We start from the raw sequence: 15,670 nt of genomic DNA, 5'->3' as shown, positions 1-15,670 counted from the left end.
TTGGTCAAGTGAACGGGTGTGTCCGATGAGAACGACAACCAGGGATAAGCTCAGGGGCGAAGCGGAGTTGTCCGAGGACGCCGACCTGATCGTCAATCGAACAGCCCACTTCATTTCGGATTGGATCGAAGAACACGTCGTTGACGAGCCTATCCCTATGTCCGGCATCGATGCCGCGGAGGAACTCGCAAATCAGTGCGTGGCGGATGCGCAAGATGAGGGGATCGCGGCGCAGGACATCCAGGATGAGGTGGGCGATCTTACTGAATACATCGCGGAAACGATCGATGAAGGGAACGGCTCCCCCTTGGAAGAGGTGGCCACGGCGGCAACCAAAATCGCGGAACCTCGTTTGTCGAGTGTCAACCCGAGGAGATGGCGATGACGAGGTTCCTATCCTTTCTGATCCTGGCAACGGGTCTTGCGCTCACCGCATGTGACAACAACACCGAGCCGACGAAGGCCAACACCGACACCGTCACCAAGAACCCACCAGTCGACCAGGACGCCAGACCGAAGTCGACGACCGGTGGCGATCAGCCAACTGCCCCGGCGACCAAATGAACGTGATTTCCTATTGCTATACGCCGCTGCCGCTTGCGTGGCTGGCCTGACGGATGAGGCTCCGGTCATTCCCCTGGCGCGGCTAGGCTGATGACTGCGGACGCCAGGATTTCCGGAGGGACCGGAACCTCAATCCACTGCCGCGCATTTCGACTTCACGCGTGGAAGACAAATGTCATCCAACCATCAAGACGCTGGCCAAGGAGAATTCAGATGCAAGGTTTAGAAGCGATTTCCAGGCGCCCTATCGGCGGCATGAGCATAGAACCATTCCTCGGCACGGTGACGGTCCGGTTCTCCGACGCGATAGTCGCCGCAAGCGACCGTGCGAAAATTCTTCGGGAGGAGGGCCATGAGCCGGTCTTCTATATCCCCTTCGAGGATATCTATTTCGACCTCCTCGAGAAGACCAACACCACCAGCGAGTGCCCGTTGAAGGGAACAGCGAGCTATTGGCGTGTTCATGCTGTCGGCGGCTCGGCCGATGACTTCATGTGGGCGTATGAGACGCCGGATACCGCGGCCCTGGCCATCGCGCGTCATGGCGCCTTCGATCCGAAAAAGGCACGTATTGACGTCGATCCGAAGGAGGACAAGCGGCATACTCCACATGTCATTGAGTAGGATGCCGCCTCGACCGTCGTTCTTCTTGCTTGTCGCCATGCCGGCAAAGCCACTTCGATCAGGTTTAGCCGCGCCTCACCGCCATGCGGGAGCAAAATCACTCTTTCGCGATCAGGCTGGGTTTTGTCGCACTGCATTCGGAACAAATGCCCGGAGTGAAAGGTTAGCGGCGAAAGCCAGCCCAGGAGCGAGCCATGTCCGAAACCCTCGTCCCAAAGCCAATTAGCCTCAGCCGGAGACGTTTCATGACGGGCACGGTTTCGGCCGCTGCGGTCGCACCGCTCCTGTCTCCTGAGGCCAAGGCGGAGGAAGTGGCCGCGTCCCGTTCCAAGCTCCGGGAGCCGGTCGTCACCTCGCTTCGTATCAACAGGCAAGCTTACGAGCTTTCGCTCGACACCAGGACCAGCCTGCTCGACGCCTTGCGTGACCACGTTGGGCTGACCGGGACGAAAAAAGGCTGCGACCATGGGCAATGCGGTGCATGCACCGTGCTCGTCGACGGAAAACGGGTCCTCTCCTGCCTGAGCTTCGCGGTGATGATGCAGGGCAAGGATGTGACGACCGTGGAGGGGCTCGCCTCGCGCGACGGCGCCCTGCATCCGATGCAGCAGGCCTTTATCGACCATGACGCCTTCCAGTGCGGCTATTGCACGCCGGGCCAGATTCTGTCGGCCATCGGCTGCGTCAACGAAGGCCACGCCGGTTCCGAGGCCGATATCCGGGAATACATGAGCGGCAACATCTGCCGGTGCGCCGCATACCCCAACATCGTGGCCGCGATCGTGCAGGCTCGCGACGAAACCGGGAGAGCCTGACATGCGTCCTTTCGTTCTCGAGCAACCGGCCAACATCCCGGCGGCTGTCGCCCTCGCTTCGAACTTTGCCGCGCCGGATCGGCCGCCGACCCAGTCAGACATGCAATTCATCGCTGGCGGCACCAATCTGGCCGACTACATGAAGCTCGACGTTGCCCGGCCGAACCGCCTGCTCGATCTCAATCGTCTCTCCGAGCCGGCGCTTCGGCAAATCCGCGTCACCACCGAAGGGGTTCGTTTCGGCGCGCTGGTGCGGATGGGCGAGGCGGCTGACGATAAAGACGTCAAGCTCCACTATCCGGTCATTGCCGACAGCCTCAGGCTGGCAGCCAGCGGCCAACTCCGCAACATGGCCAGCCTTGCCGGCAACGTGCTGCAACGGACGCGGTGCGAGTATTTCAGGGAGATCTCATGGGCCTGCAACAAGCGCCAGCCGGGTTCGGGCTGCGCGGCAATGGACGGTTTCAATAGGCAACACGCGGTGCTGGGCGTCAGTGATGCCTGCATCGCCACCTATCATGGTGATTTCGCCCAGGCACTGATTGCCCTTGACGCCAACCTCCATGTCGAGGGTTCTGGCGGCGCGCGCGAAATCCGGTTCGCCAACCTGCATCGCCTGCCCGGCGATACCCCTCATGTCGAGACCGGCCTCGCCGCTGACGAGATCATCACCGCCATCGATGTGCCCGCGGGTCCTTGGACCCGGCGTTCCCGCTACCTTAAGGTTCGTGACCGCGAATCCTATGCCTTCGCCCTGGCTTCCGCGGCGGTCGCTCTCGACCTCGACGGCAACAGCGTCCGCGAGGCACGCATAGCCCTTGGCGGCGTCGCCACGGTCCCGTGGCGGGCGAGGGAAGCGGAAGCGGTCCTGCACGGCAAGATGCTGGACGAGGCAATGGCGCGGGCGGCCGCGGAGACGGCTTTCGCCGATGCCAGGCCGCGCGGCCACAATGCGTTCAAGATCGAGCTTGGCAAACGGACGCTGGTGCGGGCGCTCCTCGAAACCCGTGACATGAAGGTGTGATCATGAACGCAGCCGCTCCGCAGCCCAAGGAGAACATGGGTGCCCCGCTGCCGCGCATCGACGGGCGGCTGAAGGTGACCGGCCAGGCGAGTTATCCGGCGGACCTCGCGGCGGCCAATGTCGCCTATGGCGTGCTGGCCACCAGCAGTATCGCCAGGGGCACGGTGACGGCACTTCACCTGGACAATGCCCGAGCGGTGCCGGGCGTGCTCGACATCGTGACCTATGGCGACATGGACGCGGTGGACAAGCCGAAATTCGGCAATACCGCCGCCGCCTCGATCGCGCCGCTGCATGACCGGAAGGTCTTTCACGATGGGCAGATCATTGCCTTGGTGGTCGCCGAGACCTTCGAGGCGGCGGAGGAGGCTGCGCTGCTGATCCGCGCCGACTACGCCGAGGAGAAACCGAGTGCGGGCTTCGACAGCCCTGGAGCAACGACCATTGCCGCCGCGGGCAAAAGCCCGATGTTCAAGGAAGACGTCAAGGTCGGCGATTTCGATACTGCCTATGCCGCTGCTCCGGTCAGGATCGATGCACGCTATTCGACACCAACGCAGCACCACAATCCGATCGAACTGTTTTCGACGACGGCAATGTGGCAGGGCGATCAACTCACCATTCATGAGCCGTCCCAGAACGTCACCGGCTGGAAGGCGGAACTTGCCAGGCAGTTGAAGATCGATCCGGCGAAGGTTCGCATTGTCAGCCCATACATCGGCGGCGCATTCGGCTCGAAGGGACCGATGACGGCCCGCACGGCGATCGTCGCGGTTGCGGCAAGGCGTCTCGGCCGGCCGGTGCGTTGCGTGGTCAGCCGCATGCAGGCGTTTGGTACCCAGACCTATCGCGCCGAGACCAGACACCGGATCCGCATGGGCGCCGACAAGGACGGCCGCATAACCGCTTTCGCGCATGAGGGCTGGGAGGTGACATCGCGCCCCGATCCCTACGTGGTCGGGGGAACGTCGGCGACCGGCCGCATGTATGATTACGGCGCGGTGCTTACGCACGTGTCGCTGGTCCAGGCGGACCGCAACACGCCCGGCTACATGCGTTCGCCTCCCGAGACGCCTTACGTCTATGCGCTGGAGAACGCCATGGACGAGATGGCGGTGGCCCTGGCCATGGACCCGGTGGAGTTCCGAAGGGTGAACGAGCCAAAAGCCGAGCCGATCGGGAGAAAGCCGTTCTCGAGCCGCTCGCTGATGCAATGCTACGATCAGGCGGCGGACGCATTCGGCTGGACGAAGCGGGACGCCAAGGTCGGGTCGATGCACGACGGCGACTGGTTGATCGGCATGGGTTGCGCGACGGCAGTCTATCCGACCTCGTCGGCTCCCTGCGCTGCGCGCGTATGGCTGACCGTCGACGGCGATGTGCGCGTCCAGAGCGGCTCGCATGAAATCGGCACCGGCGTGCGCACGGTCGCCGGCCAGATGGCAGCAGAGCGCCTCGGTGTCGCCATGGACAGGGTGAGCGTCGAGATGGGCGACAGCACCTTGCCCCCGGCGCCCGTGTCGGGAGGCTCTATCTCCACGGCAAGCGTCTGTTCGGCGGTGCTCAAGGCCTGCGACGCGATCAGGACGAAGCTGTTTGCCGCGGCGACCGGCGAAGGTGGTGCGCTTGCCGGCGCCCACAATGAGGAGCTGGATATCCTCGATGGCAAAATCATTGCCAAGGGCGGCGCTTCGGCAAAGGTCGAGGACGTCTTGAAAACCATGCGGGTGGGGGCGATCGAGGAGTATGCCGAGTATGCGCCCAAGGGGGCGAGCCCCGAAGCGCTCAAGAAGCTCTATGCCGGCCAGCCGGAGTTTCACGGCGGCGAGCAGGACGAGGATTCGGTGAAATATGCATTCGGCGCGGAATTCATCGAAGTTCGCATCAATCGCCTTACCAGGGAAATCCGCGTGCCGCGCATTGTCGGGGCCTTTGCCGCTGGCCGCATCATGAACACGCGCACGGCGCGCAGCCAACTGATGGGCGGAATGATCTGGGGCATCGGCCAGGCGCTGCATGAGGCGACCGAGGTCGACAGCCGCTATGCCCGCTACGTCAATCGAGATCTGCAGGACTACCTCGTGCCGGTCAATGCCGACATCAAGGATCTCCAGGTGATTCTGGTTCCGGAGATTGACCACGAGGTCAATCCGGCAGGCGTCAAAGGCCTCGGAGAACTGGGCAATGTCGGCACGGCGGCCGCCGTTGCCAGCGCGGTCTACCATGCGACTGGCAAACGCATCCGCGATCTTCCGATCAGGATCGAGCAGCTTATCGTCTGATCTGGCCTACCCCATGGACGGTCCGATTCACGAAATATTACGTGAGGGAACGTCCTGGCCGCCAGCGTCTTTGACCCTTGAGGCGGTTGACCGCCTCGCATAACTCAAAGGAGAAGAAGATGCCCAATCAAGGTGGTAGCCATGAGCAACATGTGAAAGCAGGCCAGCAGAGCCACAAGAACATGGACGATAAGAATCGCCGTCAGCAGCAGGCGGCCGGTGACAACCATCGCCAACAAGGCGGCGACAGCGCCGGCACGACGCGTGGCGGAACCCATGAACAGCATGTGAGAGCTGGCGAGCAAAGCCACAAGAATCGCTAGCAAACCTGTGTGGCTCCGTGCCCGTCCCGAGCGCTCGGGACGGGCTCTGCATGCGACCGTGCTGGGCAGAGCCGACCCGCACAGTTCGCCGAAAGAGAGACAGATTTGATGCCCGATCCGAGAGAACCCGACCCCAACCGCGACGTACCCATGCCGGCTCCCAATTGGAAGCCCAAGCCGATCGGCGAACCGGAGCCGGAAGGATTGCCCGATGAGGCGCCGTTACCCAATCCTGACGAGAACGAAGAGCCCCCAATGCACGCGGTCGGCTGAGCGGAATCCGCCCGTAGTTTGGTCACTCCTCGTCGAAGCGGCCGCCTTCCCTTGAAGGATCGCGTGACAGCACCGCTTCCTCCACATCGTCGGGCAATGCCTCGTCGCTTTCCTGGTAGGCGTTGTCGTCATCTTCCTCGGGCAATTCGCCGTCGGCCTCGTCTTCCACCTCGACGTCATCCGGAAGGATTTTCGCGCCTGCTAGCGCGTCCCAGTCCTGCTGCTCTACCGTGGGACCTTCAGTCTCCGTCGGGTCTTCCGTCTGAACTGCGGGTTGCTCTCTTTTGCGGGGGTCCATTGTCGTTCTCCGAAATCCGGGGAGTTTGCCCCGGATCGCCTGAAGCGTCCGGGGCAACAGCTCGCCAGCTAGGCGGCCTGTTCCAGGGCACGCTCGTTGACGCCGCCCTCGCCAAGGCTGGAAAGTGCCTCGTCGGTCGCCGTCTCCTCCTCAAGGGTCTCGTTGAGGAGTTTGACCACGTCGCTCTTGCCGAGCTGTTCGGCCCAAGCGATCAGCGTCCCGTAGCGCGCGATCTCGTAGTGTTCGACGGCCTGCGCAGCCCCGACCAGCCCAGCATCCAGCGCGGGGTCGCCCTTGTATTCCTGGAGGATTTCCGAACCCTCCTCGATGATGCCGTCGATGGCCGGACAGGTCTTGCCCCTGGCAGGCTTGTCGAGGAGTTCGAAGATCTGTTCGAGGCGGTCGACCTGGCCCTCGGTTTCCTGCAGGTGTTTCTCGAATGCTGCCGAAACATCTTCGGATTCGGCGCCTTTTGCCATTTTCGGCAGCGCCTTCAGGATTTTCTTCTCGGCGTAGTAGATGTCCTTCAGCCCGTCGAGGAACAGGGCTTCAAGCCCTTTCGTTGCCGCTTTCTTCGCAGTCGCCATGATTGTCATCTCCAATTGTCGTGAAGCCCACCAGCGGTGTAGCTGGAGCACAACTTGCCGTGAGGACGGTTGTTCCAGCCATCTCGCAAAGAGGCGACCGCTGCGTCGGCTCTCATCGCGACCGGGCTTCGCAAGCGCGTCCGCGGCACGAACTCCATCACTGGATCTGTTGCATGGTACATTGACGCGGCGCCTTGTCCGGCCGCCAGCGCAACAGTTTGGTGCCATGCCGGAACCTGTCGCCGGTGACATGGTCGAAGCGGACCTCGACCACCAGTTCCGGCCGCAGGGGCTCCCATTCGCCGCTGCGCTGCGTGCTCCAGCGGCTAGGCCCGCCCGGCGCCTTGCCGGTGAAGCCGGGTCCGCCACGCAGCTTTTCCAGCTTTCGGGTGACGCCAGCCCGGTCATCCCTGCCGATGGTCGAGGTAAAGCCGACATGGTCGAGCTTGCCCCTATCATCGTAAAGGCCGAGCAGGAGCGAGCCGACCTCCTTGCTGCGGGTCAGATAGCGGAATCCTCCAACCACGCAGTCGGCCGTACGCAACCGTTTGACCTTGACCATCGCGCGTTCCCCTGGACGGTAGGGGTCGGCCAGCAATTTGGCGACCACGCCGTCGGTGGAACCATGGCCGGCTTCCTCAAGCCAGCGTCTGGCGGCCGCCGGTTCGGTCGTGCTGGGCGAGAGCCGCAAGCCAGGCTCGGCGTAGTCCTGAACGAAGCCCTCGACCGCCCGGCGTCGTTGCGACAACGGCTCGCCGAGCAGGATCGTGCCGCCCGGCGCGACCGGCATGTCGAACAGGATCAGCCGGGCAGGCGTTTGCGCGCTCAGCTTGCGGATGCGGCTTTCGGCTGGGTGAAGCCGCATCTGCAGCGCGTCGAAAGAAAGCTGGCCTTCGAGCTCGATGACGATCTCGCCATCGACCACGAAATTGCGGGCCTCGACTTGCCGCAGCATGGCGACGAGCTCCGGGAAGTAACGACCGAGCGGTTTGCCGGATTTGGCGCGCAAGTCGACATCCGTGTCGCCTTTGAAGGCGAGGCAGCGAAACCCGTCCCATTTGGGCTCGTATTGCCAAAAGCCTTCCCTATCCGGCAGAGCGTCGGCTGCCTTGGCCTCCATGGGGGGCGTGTTCAGGGGTAGGGCAAAGCTGTCCGTCATTGCCTTTACGTCGCTTTCTGGGGCACGCGCCAGCGGCGAAGCCCGCCAACCGACACCCGCGGCAGCTTCAGGCACCGAGATCGATCAAAGCCACGCCGAATTCGGCTCGCTTGCGGCGGCGCAGGTGACCCGGCGCTTCCACCACGGTAATTTCCAATGTCGGCCGAACGGTGCCTTCGAGCAGATGGCCGCCTTTGGTCGTGCCGTCGCTCAAGCCAAGCACCGCGTGGACATGAAGGCTTGGCTTGCCATCATCGCCCGTCGCGACATCACCGATCGCGCTCAGGACCTCGCATTGTTCGTCGATCGGGATTTTTCGATAGCTCTTCGCCTCCAGGTCGAACCAACCGACGGTGGCCCGTTGGAACGCGCCGATCGCCGTCAGGGAGGCGCTGCCGATCTTCTGCTCGACCGCGAAGCTGGTCAGTGCCGCGAACGCTTCCTCGCCCGGGTCGAGCACCACGACAAATGTCCGTTGGCCATTGGCCTCGTTGACGAGTCGCGATTTCATGCCGGCGTCCAATCCTCGCGGTCGGTCAGTGGGCGTGGTGTTCGGCGTTCCTCTTGCGGGTCGCCGCCGCCTTCTTTGCCGATTCGGACCGGCTGGCGGCCGATCGGGAAGCGGACGCCTTTCCGCCGCTTTTGCCGCCCTTGTGCGCCGCTGGGTGACCTGTGTGCTTGCCACGCCCGGAGCCGCCTTCCTTCTTGCCGCCACCATCGTCCTTGTTGACCGTCGCCCATGCGCGCCGCTCGGCTTCCTTGTCGGAGACGCCACGCTTCTCGTAGCCTTCGGCAATATGGTCGGCCTTGCGTTCCTGCTTGTCGGTGTATTTGGATTTATCGCCTCGGGGCATGATCGTTTCTCCTTCTCGATGGAGGTTGAACGCCAAGTCGGCGCCCGGGTTCCAATCGCGGTCAGCCTTGCCCGACACACCCTGTCGCGGCGGCTGCTGCAACAAGGCAGGTTCAACCGATCGCGAACCTGACCACCGCCGCCAGGATCAGGATGCCGACCAGTCCTGCCACGAAGATGATCCGGCGCGTGCGGGTTCGCAGGATGATCTCGCCTTGCGAAGCCTGGCGCGCGGAGAAGACAGGTCCATTTTCGCCGCGTCCGTCTTTGTCGTCTTTGCCATGCCGGTCGTCGCTCATGACCGCCTCCTGTCGGGCTGTTACGCCTCGGGCGCCGTCGCGGGTGCCGTGTAGCGCCGCCGAACGGCATCGAGCACCCGTTTGCGGCTCTCGTCAGCCGAAAGCTTGCTGTCCTTTTCCGCCTCGGCGGTTTCGCGGGCGAGGTCCTTGTCCCTGATCTGGTGGCGGAACCATTTCGAATAGTCGCCCGCGCGCAAATGGAACTCCCAGGTCTTGTCGTCTATGCCTTCGGCCATCTGAGCAAAGATCATCAGATTATGGGCCCTGAGGTTCATCGCGTCGTCGGGACCGCGGAAATAGAAGCTGCCTGTCTCATCGAGTTGACCCTCGGCATATTTGCGGCTGTGGCGCTTGAGCGACTGGCGAGGTTCTATGACCTTGACCATTGTGAGTTTTTTGCGCGCCCCCGGCCGCCAGAACAGAACCCGATCGCCCTTGGGCGTGGGAATGTCCTTCGGCGGCTCGATGCCGGTCTCATGGCAGAAGGTCTTCACCACGTCCTTCGCCTTCGGGCCAAGGGCGATGACGGCCGTCATCAGGCGCAGGGCGTCGGTCGAAATCGCCTCGGGATGGACGGTGATCAGGATCGTGCCCGGCAGTTCCAGGGAGAGCACGGCGCGGGTGTCGTCGCGCCGCTTCGGAAGAAGATGGTGCGCTTCGTCGATGATCAGCCAATGCGGCCTTGCGGTGCGGCGACGGAAACTGCCAAGGCCAGGCAGCAGGTCGGCAAAGAAGTCTGGCCGTTCGTTGACACGCAGCGCCAGCCCGTTGACGACGACATTGCTGTCGGCCTTGGCGATCAGGTCGAGCACCTGCGCCTTTGTCGGCGCGCTCGATGCATCCCCCAGCCGAACGGCGCCCTCGAGGCCGTCATAGTCACCCTCTGGATCGAAGACGCAAAATTGAAATTGGCTGTCGACGAAGCGTTCCGTCAGTGCGGTGGCCAAAGTGGATTTGCCGATGCCCGAACTGCCGGCGATGAGCACGCTTTCGGTCGGCGACAGATAAATGTCGTCACCACCGGACGATCCCAGAACAATCCCGCCATGACGCTTCGGCACGATCCCGTGGTCGCTTTTTATCAGCTTGGCGATCAGTTCCTCGACGCCTTTGCCGCGTGCGCCGCGCGTGACCAGGTCCGCGGTGCTTTTGACCGCGGGAATGGCATTGTCGACCGCAACGCTGCAGCCGCAGGCCTTCAGGAAGGCGTGATCGTTCTCGGCGTCGCCGATACCCACAACATTGTGCGGCGACAGGTGAAGGTCCTCGAGCGCGGCCGCCAGACCGGTGGCCTTGTTGACGCCGCTCGGCAGGATCATCACCGCGCCCTTGTTGAAGATGATTTCGAGTTCGAGCCCCATCTTCTTGATGACCTCGAGCACGGTCGCCTGATGCGGTTCCCAGGTGGCGACGATCGACCGTCCCACGGAAAGTGGCTTCACCCCCTGCTTTTTCAGCCTGGCGACGAATTCGGGCTCCGGCGATGGTGAGATCGCCCGCTCTTCCTCGCTGGCCGGTGTGTAGATCAGGGCGCCGTTTTCGGCGACGACCTTGTCGAACAGGCCGACATCGGGAAACACGCGCTTGAGGTCGGGCAACTCGCGGCCGGTGACCAGAAGCAGTTTACGGCCACTTTTCTTGAACCGCTCCAGTGCCGCGAGCGTCTTGTTGGAGACCGTCCCGTCATGTGCGAGGGTCCCGTCATAGTCGGTCGCCAGGGCAATGAAATACATTGCGCTGACCTCAGTAGCCGCCGACGATCGGCAGGATCTCGCCGGTGATGTAACTCGAACAGTGCGGGGAGGCGAGGAAAACATAGGCGGGAGCCAGTTCCTCCGGTTGGGCCGGCCGTTTCATCGGCGTGTCGGCGCCAAATTTCGAGACGTCGTCGGCTTCCTTGTCGGACGGATTGAGCGGTGTCCAAACCGGGCCAGGCGCGACCGCGTTCACCCTGATGCCCTTGGCGATGAGGTTGCCCGAAAGCGCGCGCGTGAAAGCATGGATGCCGCCCTTGGTCATCGAATAGTCGACCAGCTGCTTCGAGCCTTCTATGCCGGTAACCGAACCCGTGTTGACGATCGCCGAGCCCGGCTTCATGTGGGGCACGGCTTCCTGCGCCATATGGAAATAGCCATAGAGATTGGTCTTCAGCGTCGTGTCGAAATGTTCTTCGGTCAGGTCGCCGAAGTCGCTGGAATGGATCTGGAAGGCGGCGTTGTTGACCAGCACGTCGATGCGGCCGAATGTTTCGACCGTGGTCGCCACGGCATCGTGGCAGTCCTGGCGTTCACTGACGTCGGCCTTCAACAGGATGCAGCGTCGGCCTTCTTTTTCGACAGCGGATTTTGTCTCCTCGGCATCCCTGTCCTCGGCCAGGTAGACGACTGCGATGTCGGCGCCTTCGCGAGCGAACAAAACCGCGACCGCGCGGCCGATACCCGAATCGCCACCAGTGATGAGAGCCACCTTCCCTTCGAGTTTCTTTGATCCGACATAGTAGGGTGCATCGTAGAGCGGAGCAGGCTCGATCGCCGCTTCATGCCCGGGTTTCGCCTGATGTTGCTTGGGGAAGGGCGGCTCGGGATAGGGGCGCGCGCCTGCCTGCATGGCGTGCTCCGCCTTTCCGTTGCGCTTCGATTTGTCCTTGGCATCGATGCCGCGCTGGATATGGCGCTGCTTGGCGACTTCACCGGCCGTTTGTGACTTCGTCTGCATGGTCGTCTCCTCGGCTGAAGAAAGTTCAACGCGCGGCAGACCGGCGGTCTGCGCGGCGCATGGCTTGTCAGAAGGTATCGCCCCCGTCCGCGTCAGTCCTTGACATAGGCGCCGGGTTGGCGGCCCGACCTTGGAGCCTTCGCGTCCTTCGAGTGCTCGGAGATCGCCGGGCCCGCGCCGGATGTCTTCTCCGTTGCGGGGCTGGGCGTCGCCTTGCGAGGCGGGTTCTGTCCTTCTGACTGGTGTGTCTCTTCATTTGTCTGATCCGCCGGTCGCGTAAGCCCCATTCCGCCTGCCGGCGGCTTGTTGCCCGCTGCGTCAACCGAGAAATCATCGTTCGGATCCGGGCCGGTCCTGGCGGGATACTTCCGTGCGCCGGTTTCATATTCGGTTCTGTCGCGTGCCATGGCTTCCTCCGTATTTGGCTGAACGGAAAACAGCCGCCGGGCGATCAGGTTCCGAACAAACGGTGATGGTCCCCCTTTTCGCCACCGGTCGCATCGCCCTTCGCGTGCGACGGCTGCCAAGTGCATCTGGATCGGGTGACGTCATCATCCGGCATGCAGGCGGGCGATCTGGCTCCCCGGGAGAAAAATCTTTTCCGATTTCGTCCCACGGCGACCGTGAATTCCTTTTGTTCGGCAGCAATGTCTATAAAAACTATGGACATTGGCAAACTGGTTCGAAAAGATCACAGGGCATCCATCATGACCAATCCGGCCATTGTCGGCTTCTCCGGCAATTTCACGCGGCCCTCCAAGACCCGTGGCTTCGTGGACCATATCGTGACGGAGATCGCCGGACGATACGGCCTCGCCGCCAGTACCCATGACATCGTCGATCTCGGTCCCAGCCTTGGCAATGCCAAAGCCACTCGGGACCTGGACGAGCAGGCCCGCGCCGTCCTCGAGCGGATCCTGACCGCCGATGTCCTGGTGGTCGGCTCGCCCACCTACAAAGGCAGCTATACCGGGCTGTTCAAGCATTTCTTCGATCTCGTCGATCCGGCGGCCCTCAGGGGCAAGCCGGTGCTGCTGGCGGCGACCGGCGGCGGCGATCGCCATGCATTGATCGTCGAGCATCAGCTGCGGCCGCTGTTCGGCTTTTTCGAAGCCTTTGCGTTGCCGACGGCCATATACGCCTCGGAGAAAGATTTCGCTGATGGCGTGCTGGCATCCGAAGCGATCCAGACCCGCATTGGCCTCGCCGTGGACGATGTCGGTCTGGCGCTCTTCGGCCGGCAGCGCGCCAGGATAGCCGCCGAGTAGCGTGCTCGGAACATATCCCGCTCCGACCGCTGGCGCGCTGAGGCGCTTGGCTGAAGCCGGCCGTTGAACGCGCCTGCGCGCCGCAGGGCGACTTGCAGTGCACGGTCGCAAATCAGCAGGCGCTGATGCTCCGCATGCATGGACGACCACGCCCGAAGATTGTCCGATGCCAAGACCGGAGCATAGCGGCGTATTTTTCCGTTATCGGCCGAACCGGTCCTTCACCCGGCCCGAAAGGATCGCCGCTCTGACGCCAAGCGGCCAGAAGCGGTGGAGCCGGATCGGCTTCAGCCCCGATATCGGCATCGGGAAGGGAATGGTCTCGTCGCCGCGAAGGCGGTTTGCCAGCGCATTGCCCATCGCCGAGGCCATGGCAACACCGCGGCCATTGTAGCCAAGGCAGATCAGCACGCCGTCTTCCGGCTCGTGAACGTGTAGAAGATGGTCCTTGGTGACCGCGACCCGGCCGTTCCAGCCATGTGTCCACCCCGCTCCAGCAAGCGCCGGCCAGAGCCGTAGCGCATAGTCGGTGAGATAGCGGATGGCGGAAGCATCGCCGATGGGCCTCATCGGTCCCCGTCCGCCCATGAGGAGCCGGTTCTGGACGTCGATGCGGTAATAGACGGTGATGTTGCCGGCTTCGTAGACGACCGGCCTTTCGGGAAGAATTGCGGCCGCGACCGTGGGCGACAGCGGTTCGGTCGCCGCGATGGCGCTGAACACCGGAACCAGCGACTGCTCCAGGCCAGGCCACAAGTTTCCCGTGTAGCCGTTTGTCGCCACAAGGACCTTCTCGGCGCTGACGGATCCGTTTGCGGTCTCGAGGAGCCAGCGCCCGGCCTGCCTGCTGAGCGAGAGAACCTCGCTGCCGCCAAATATCCGCGCGCCGGCCTTCCGCGCGGCGGCCGCCAGGCCACGCGCGTATTTCAAGGGATGGAGGTCGCCGCCGCGAGCATCGAACATGCCGAACATGTATCTGTCCGTGCCGGTTCGCGCCGCCATCGCTTTTGCGTCAAGCAAGCCGACCGGCATCCCCCGCCGCTCGCATTGGTTGGCCGTGGCCCGCACCGCGGCTGCCGGCTGCGGCCGGATGGCCGCGCGTATGGTGCCGTTCTGCCGGACCTCGCAATCGATCGACAGGCGCTTGATGAGGCTGAAGGTGAAATCCGGAGCACCGTAGGAGAAGTCGATCATCCGCGACCCCAGCTCGGGGCCGAACATGGCTTCGATCGTGTCGGGATCGTATTTGAGGCCGGGATTGACCTGGCCGCCATTCCTGCCCGAGGCTCCCCATCCCGGCTGATAGGCCTCGAGCACGCAGACGTCGTCGCCGGCTTCCGCCAGATGCAAGGCAGTCGACAGGCCGGTCAAGCCAGCGCCGACAATGGCGACCCTTGCCCGCTGCGCGCCGGCAAGGGAGGGGTAGTTGCCGGTGCCGCCAGCCGTATCGCGATAGAGGCTCCGGGGCGGGCTGCTTTCGTTCATGGACGAGGCTCTCACGACAAGGCGGCCGGCTCGAGGGGCACGATAGTTTTCAATGGCCGATATCCCGCACGCGCGGCAGACCCAGACTTTCGTGTCGGGTACGCCAGGCAATTCTGCTTGCTTTCGGGAGGTTACGACATTTGCGACAGGGCTGCCGCCCGTGGCATCTCGTATGAAGAGCCAACTACGCGATCCTGGTGCGGCGGCTGACGTCACGTTATCGCAATCAGCTTTGTTTGTATATGCTTGTATATGTAAGTCGATCTGGTAGTCTCTGGGCTATGGAGCGGCCAAGGAGGATCACATGCGCGACGCTTCTCTTTTCGACCTCTCCGGCAGGAAGGCGCTTGTCACCGGCGCCAGCCGTGGCATTGGCCGCAGCATCGCCGGGGCGCTGAGCGCGGCCGGCGCCGACGTCGCGGTCACGGCGCGTAGCCTGGACTCGCTTGACGAGACGACGGCGGCCATCCGCGCGGCCGGCGGGGTTGCGCACGCCATTGCGCTTGACGTGACCGATGTCGACCAGTGCCGCACGGTCATCGCCGAGGCAGCCCGCCTGCTTGGCGGCTTCGACATTCTCGTCAACAATGCCGGAGTGGAAGAGGTCCGGCCCTCGCTCGACGTTGACGAGCCGCTGTGGGACCGGATCGTCGATACCAATCTCAAAGGGGCGTTCTTCTGCGCCCAGGCGGCGGCACGGCAGATGCGGGACGCCGGGCGGCCCGGCGCCATTATCAACCTCTGCTCGTTGACTTCAGAAGTCGGCATTCCGACGGCGGTGCCATACGGCTCGTCCAAGTCGGGCCTGCTCGGCATGACCCGGGCGCTGGCAGCGGAATGGGCGCAGCTTGGCATCAGGGTCAACGCCATCGCCCCGGGCTATTTCAGGACGGCGATGACGGAGGTGTTCTACGCCGACGAAGCGTGGCGGCAATCCATACTCGCCAAAATCCCGCAGCATCGTTTCGGCGATCTGCGCGACTTGCACGGCGTCGCCGTGTTCCTTGCTTCGGATGCCTCAGCCTACATTACCGGCCAGTCCATTCCGGTGGATGGCGGTTTCCTCGCATCGATCTGAGGCGGCTCGCCCAGGTTAGAGAA

General features: G+C 63.2%; 18 protein-coding genes. 9 read left to right on the top strand and 9 right to left on the bottom strand.

The features are described from left to right. Positions 1 to 25: 25 nt before the first annotated feature. The 7 genes from FJ527_RS15060 (at position 26) to FJ527_RS15030 (ending at position 5,632) form a co-directional block, all read left to right on the top strand. The gene (locus FJ527_RS15060; RefSeq protein WP_140823489.1) at positions 26 to 385 is read left to right on the top strand and encodes a DUF768 domain-containing protein; all 360 of its coding nucleotides are present in this window, start codon (positions 26 to 28) and stop codon (positions 383 to 385) included. After that, on the top strand, positions 382 to 564 hold the full coding sequence (locus tag FJ527_RS15055; RefSeq protein ID WP_015319116.1) for a hypothetical protein: 183 nt from the start codon (positions 382 to 384) through the stop codon (positions 562 to 564). Before FJ527_RS15060 ends, FJ527_RS15055 begins: the two co-directional genes overlap by 4 nt. 255 nt (positions 565 to 819) lie before the next feature. Continuing rightward, on the top strand, positions 820 to 1,188 hold the full coding sequence (locus FJ527_RS15050; RefSeq protein ID WP_246677719.1) for a DUF427 domain-containing protein: 369 nt from the start codon (positions 820 to 822) through the stop codon (positions 1,186 to 1,188). A 245-nt stretch (positions 1,189 to 1,433) separates the two neighbouring features. Beyond that, complete coding sequence (locus tag FJ527_RS15045; protein WP_167331131.1) at positions 1,434 to 2,003, top strand: (2Fe-2S)-binding protein; 570 nt, start codon at positions 1,434 to 1,436, stop codon at positions 2,001 to 2,003. Position 2,004: 1 nt separating this feature from the next. Next, positions 2,005 to 3,027 (top strand): xanthine dehydrogenase family protein subunit M, encoded by a 1,023-nt coding sequence (locus tag FJ527_RS15040; RefSeq protein ID WP_140823487.1) that lies wholly within the window; start codon positions 2,005 to 2,007, stop codon positions 3,025 to 3,027. Positions 3,028 to 3,029: 2 nt separating this feature from the next. Then, positions 3,030 to 5,309 (top strand): xanthine dehydrogenase family protein molybdopterin-binding subunit, encoded by a 2,280-nt coding sequence (locus FJ527_RS15035; protein WP_140823486.1) that lies wholly within the window; start codon positions 3,030 to 3,032, stop codon positions 5,307 to 5,309. A 119-nt stretch (positions 5,310 to 5,428) separates the two neighbouring features. Further along, positions 5,429 to 5,632 (top strand): hypothetical protein, encoded by a 204-nt coding sequence (locus FJ527_RS15030; protein ID WP_140661611.1) that lies wholly within the window; start codon positions 5,429 to 5,431, stop codon positions 5,630 to 5,632. Positions 5,633 to 5,927: 295 nt separating this feature from the next. Here FJ527_RS15030 and FJ527_RS15020 read toward each other — a convergent pair whose 3' ends face one another. The 8 genes from FJ527_RS15020 to FJ527_RS14985 form a co-directional block, all read right to left on the bottom strand. Further along, the gene (locus FJ527_RS15020) at positions 5,928 to 6,203 is read right to left on the bottom strand and encodes a hypothetical protein (RefSeq protein WP_015319109.1); all 276 of its coding nucleotides are present in this window, start codon (positions 6,201 to 6,203) and stop codon (positions 5,928 to 5,930) included. 68 nt (positions 6,204 to 6,271) lie between these two features. Next, complete coding sequence (locus FJ527_RS15015; RefSeq protein WP_015319108.1) at positions 6,272 to 6,790, bottom strand: ferritin-like domain-containing protein; 519 nt, start codon at positions 6,788 to 6,790, stop codon at positions 6,272 to 6,274. Positions 6,791 to 6,947: 157 nt separating this feature from the next. Continuing rightward, the gene (locus FJ527_RS15010; protein ID WP_140823485.1) at positions 6,948 to 7,949 is read right to left on the bottom strand and encodes an ATP-dependent DNA ligase; all 1,002 of its coding nucleotides are present in this window, start codon (positions 7,947 to 7,949) and stop codon (positions 6,948 to 6,950) included. A 67-nt stretch (positions 7,950 to 8,016) separates the two neighbouring features. Then, positions 8,017 to 8,460 carry a PPC domain-containing DNA-binding protein gene (locus FJ527_RS15005; RefSeq protein WP_015319106.1) on the bottom strand — a complete coding sequence of 148 codons (444 nt, stop codon included), beginning with the start codon at positions 8,458 to 8,460 and terminating at the stop codon, positions 8,017 to 8,019. A 25-nt stretch (positions 8,461 to 8,485) separates the two neighbouring features. Beyond that, positions 8,486 to 8,803 (bottom strand): hypothetical protein, encoded by a 318-nt coding sequence (locus tag FJ527_RS15000; RefSeq protein WP_015319105.1) that lies wholly within the window; start codon positions 8,801 to 8,803, stop codon positions 8,486 to 8,488. Positions 8,804 to 8,915: 112 nt separating this feature from the next. Beyond that, positions 8,916 to 9,101 (bottom strand): hypothetical protein, encoded by a 186-nt coding sequence (locus FJ527_RS14995; protein WP_140617515.1) that lies wholly within the window; start codon positions 9,099 to 9,101, stop codon positions 8,916 to 8,918. Between the two features lie 20 nt (positions 9,102 to 9,121). Further along, positions 9,122 to 10,834 (bottom strand): HAD family hydrolase, encoded by a 1,713-nt coding sequence (locus FJ527_RS14990; RefSeq protein WP_140823484.1) that lies wholly within the window; start codon positions 10,832 to 10,834, stop codon positions 9,122 to 9,124. Positions 10,835 to 10,844: 10 nt separating this feature from the next. Continuing rightward, positions 10,845 to 11,816: an SDR family oxidoreductase gene (locus tag FJ527_RS14985; RefSeq protein WP_140661607.1), complete on the bottom strand. Its 972-nt coding sequence runs from the start codon at positions 11,814 to 11,816 to the stop codon at positions 10,845 to 10,847. 707 nt (positions 11,817 to 12,523) lie between these two features. On the opposite strand from FJ527_RS14985, the gene msuE reads away from it, so the two are divergent. After that, positions 12,524 to 13,084 carry an FMN reductase gene (msuE, locus tag FJ527_RS14975; RefSeq protein WP_015319100.1) on the top strand — a complete coding sequence of 187 codons (561 nt, stop codon included), beginning with the start codon at positions 12,524 to 12,526 and terminating at the stop codon, positions 13,082 to 13,084. Between the two features lie 201 nt (positions 13,085 to 13,285). Here msuE and FJ527_RS14970 read toward each other — a convergent pair whose 3' ends face one another. Continuing rightward, positions 13,286 to 14,569, bottom strand: a complete 1,284-nt coding sequence (locus FJ527_RS14970) for an FAD-binding oxidoreductase (RefSeq protein ID WP_140724313.1) — start codon at positions 14,567 to 14,569, stop codon at positions 13,286 to 13,288. 304 nt (positions 14,570 to 14,873) lie between these two features. Between FJ527_RS14970 and FJ527_RS14965 the strand changes: the two genes are divergently transcribed. Then, complete coding sequence (locus FJ527_RS14965; RefSeq protein WP_140724316.1) at positions 14,874 to 15,647, top strand: glucose 1-dehydrogenase; 774 nt, start codon at positions 14,874 to 14,876, stop codon at positions 15,645 to 15,647. Positions 15,648 to 15,670: the final 23 nt, after the last annotated feature.

The organism is Mesorhizobium sp. B2-4-18 (genome assembly GCF_006441385.1).
GTDB lineage: Bacteria > Pseudomonadota > Alphaproteobacteria > Rhizobiales > Rhizobiaceae > Mesorhizobium > Mesorhizobium australicum.
This window is presented reverse-complemented; position numbering and strand designations above follow the sequence as displayed.

Coding starts and splice junctions, on each gene's coding strand:
- FJ527_RS15060 (WP_140823489.1), top strand. CDS start 26: ATGAGAACGACAACCAGGGATAAGCTCAGGGGCGAAGCGGAGTTGTCC.
- FJ527_RS15055 (WP_015319116.1), top strand. CDS start 382: ATGACGAGGTTCCTATCCTTTCTGATCCTGGCAACGGGTCTTGCGCTC.
- FJ527_RS15050 (WP_246677719.1), top strand. CDS start 820: ATGAGCATAGAACCATTCCTCGGCACGGTGACGGTCCGGTTCTCCGAC.
- FJ527_RS15045 (WP_167331131.1), top strand. CDS start 1,434: ATGACGGGCACGGTTTCGGCCGCTGCGGTCGCACCGCTCCTGTCTCCT.
- FJ527_RS15040 (WP_140823487.1), top strand. CDS start 2,005: ATGCGTCCTTTCGTTCTCGAGCAACCGGCCAACATCCCGGCGGCTGTC.
- FJ527_RS15035 (WP_140823486.1), top strand. CDS start 3,030: ATGAACGCAGCCGCTCCGCAGCCCAAGGAGAACATGGGTGCCCCGCTG.
- FJ527_RS15030 (WP_140661611.1), top strand. CDS start 5,429: ATGCCCAATCAAGGTGGTAGCCATGAGCAACATGTGAAAGCAGGCCAG.
- FJ527_RS15020 (WP_015319109.1), bottom strand. CDS start 6,203: ATGGACCCCCGCAAAAGAGAGCAACCCGCAGTTCAGACGGAAGACCCG.
- FJ527_RS15015 (WP_015319108.1), bottom strand. CDS start 6,790: ATGGCGACTGCGAAGAAAGCGGCAACGAAAGGGCTTGAAGCCCTGTTC.
- FJ527_RS15010 (WP_140823485.1), bottom strand. CDS start 7,949: ATGACGGACAGCTTTGCCCTACCCCTGAACACGCCCCCCATGGAGGCC.
- FJ527_RS15005 (WP_015319106.1), bottom strand. CDS start 8,460: ATGAAATCGCGACTCGTCAACGAGGCCAATGGCCAACGGACATTTGTC.
- FJ527_RS15000 (WP_015319105.1), bottom strand. CDS start 8,803: ATGCCCCGAGGCGATAAATCCAAATACACCGACAAGCAGGAACGCAAG.
- FJ527_RS14995 (WP_140617515.1), bottom strand. CDS start 9,101: ATGAGCGACGACCGGCATGGCAAAGACGACAAAGACGGACGCGGCGAA.
- FJ527_RS14990 (WP_140823484.1), bottom strand. CDS start 10,834: ATGTATTTCATTGCCCTGGCGACCGACTATGACGGGACCCTCGCACAT.
- FJ527_RS14985 (WP_140661607.1), bottom strand. CDS start 11,816: ATGCAGACGAAGTCACAAACGGCCGGTGAAGTCGCCAAGCAGCGCCAT.
- msuE (WP_015319100.1), top strand. CDS start 12,524: ATGACCAATCCGGCCATTGTCGGCTTCTCCGGCAATTTCACGCGGCCC.
- FJ527_RS14970 (WP_140724313.1), bottom strand. CDS start 14,569: ATGAACGAAAGCAGCCCGCCCCGGAGCCTCTATCGCGATACGGCTGGC.
- FJ527_RS14965 (WP_140724316.1), top strand. CDS start 14,874: ATGCGCGACGCTTCTCTTTTCGACCTCTCCGGCAGGAAGGCGCTTGTC.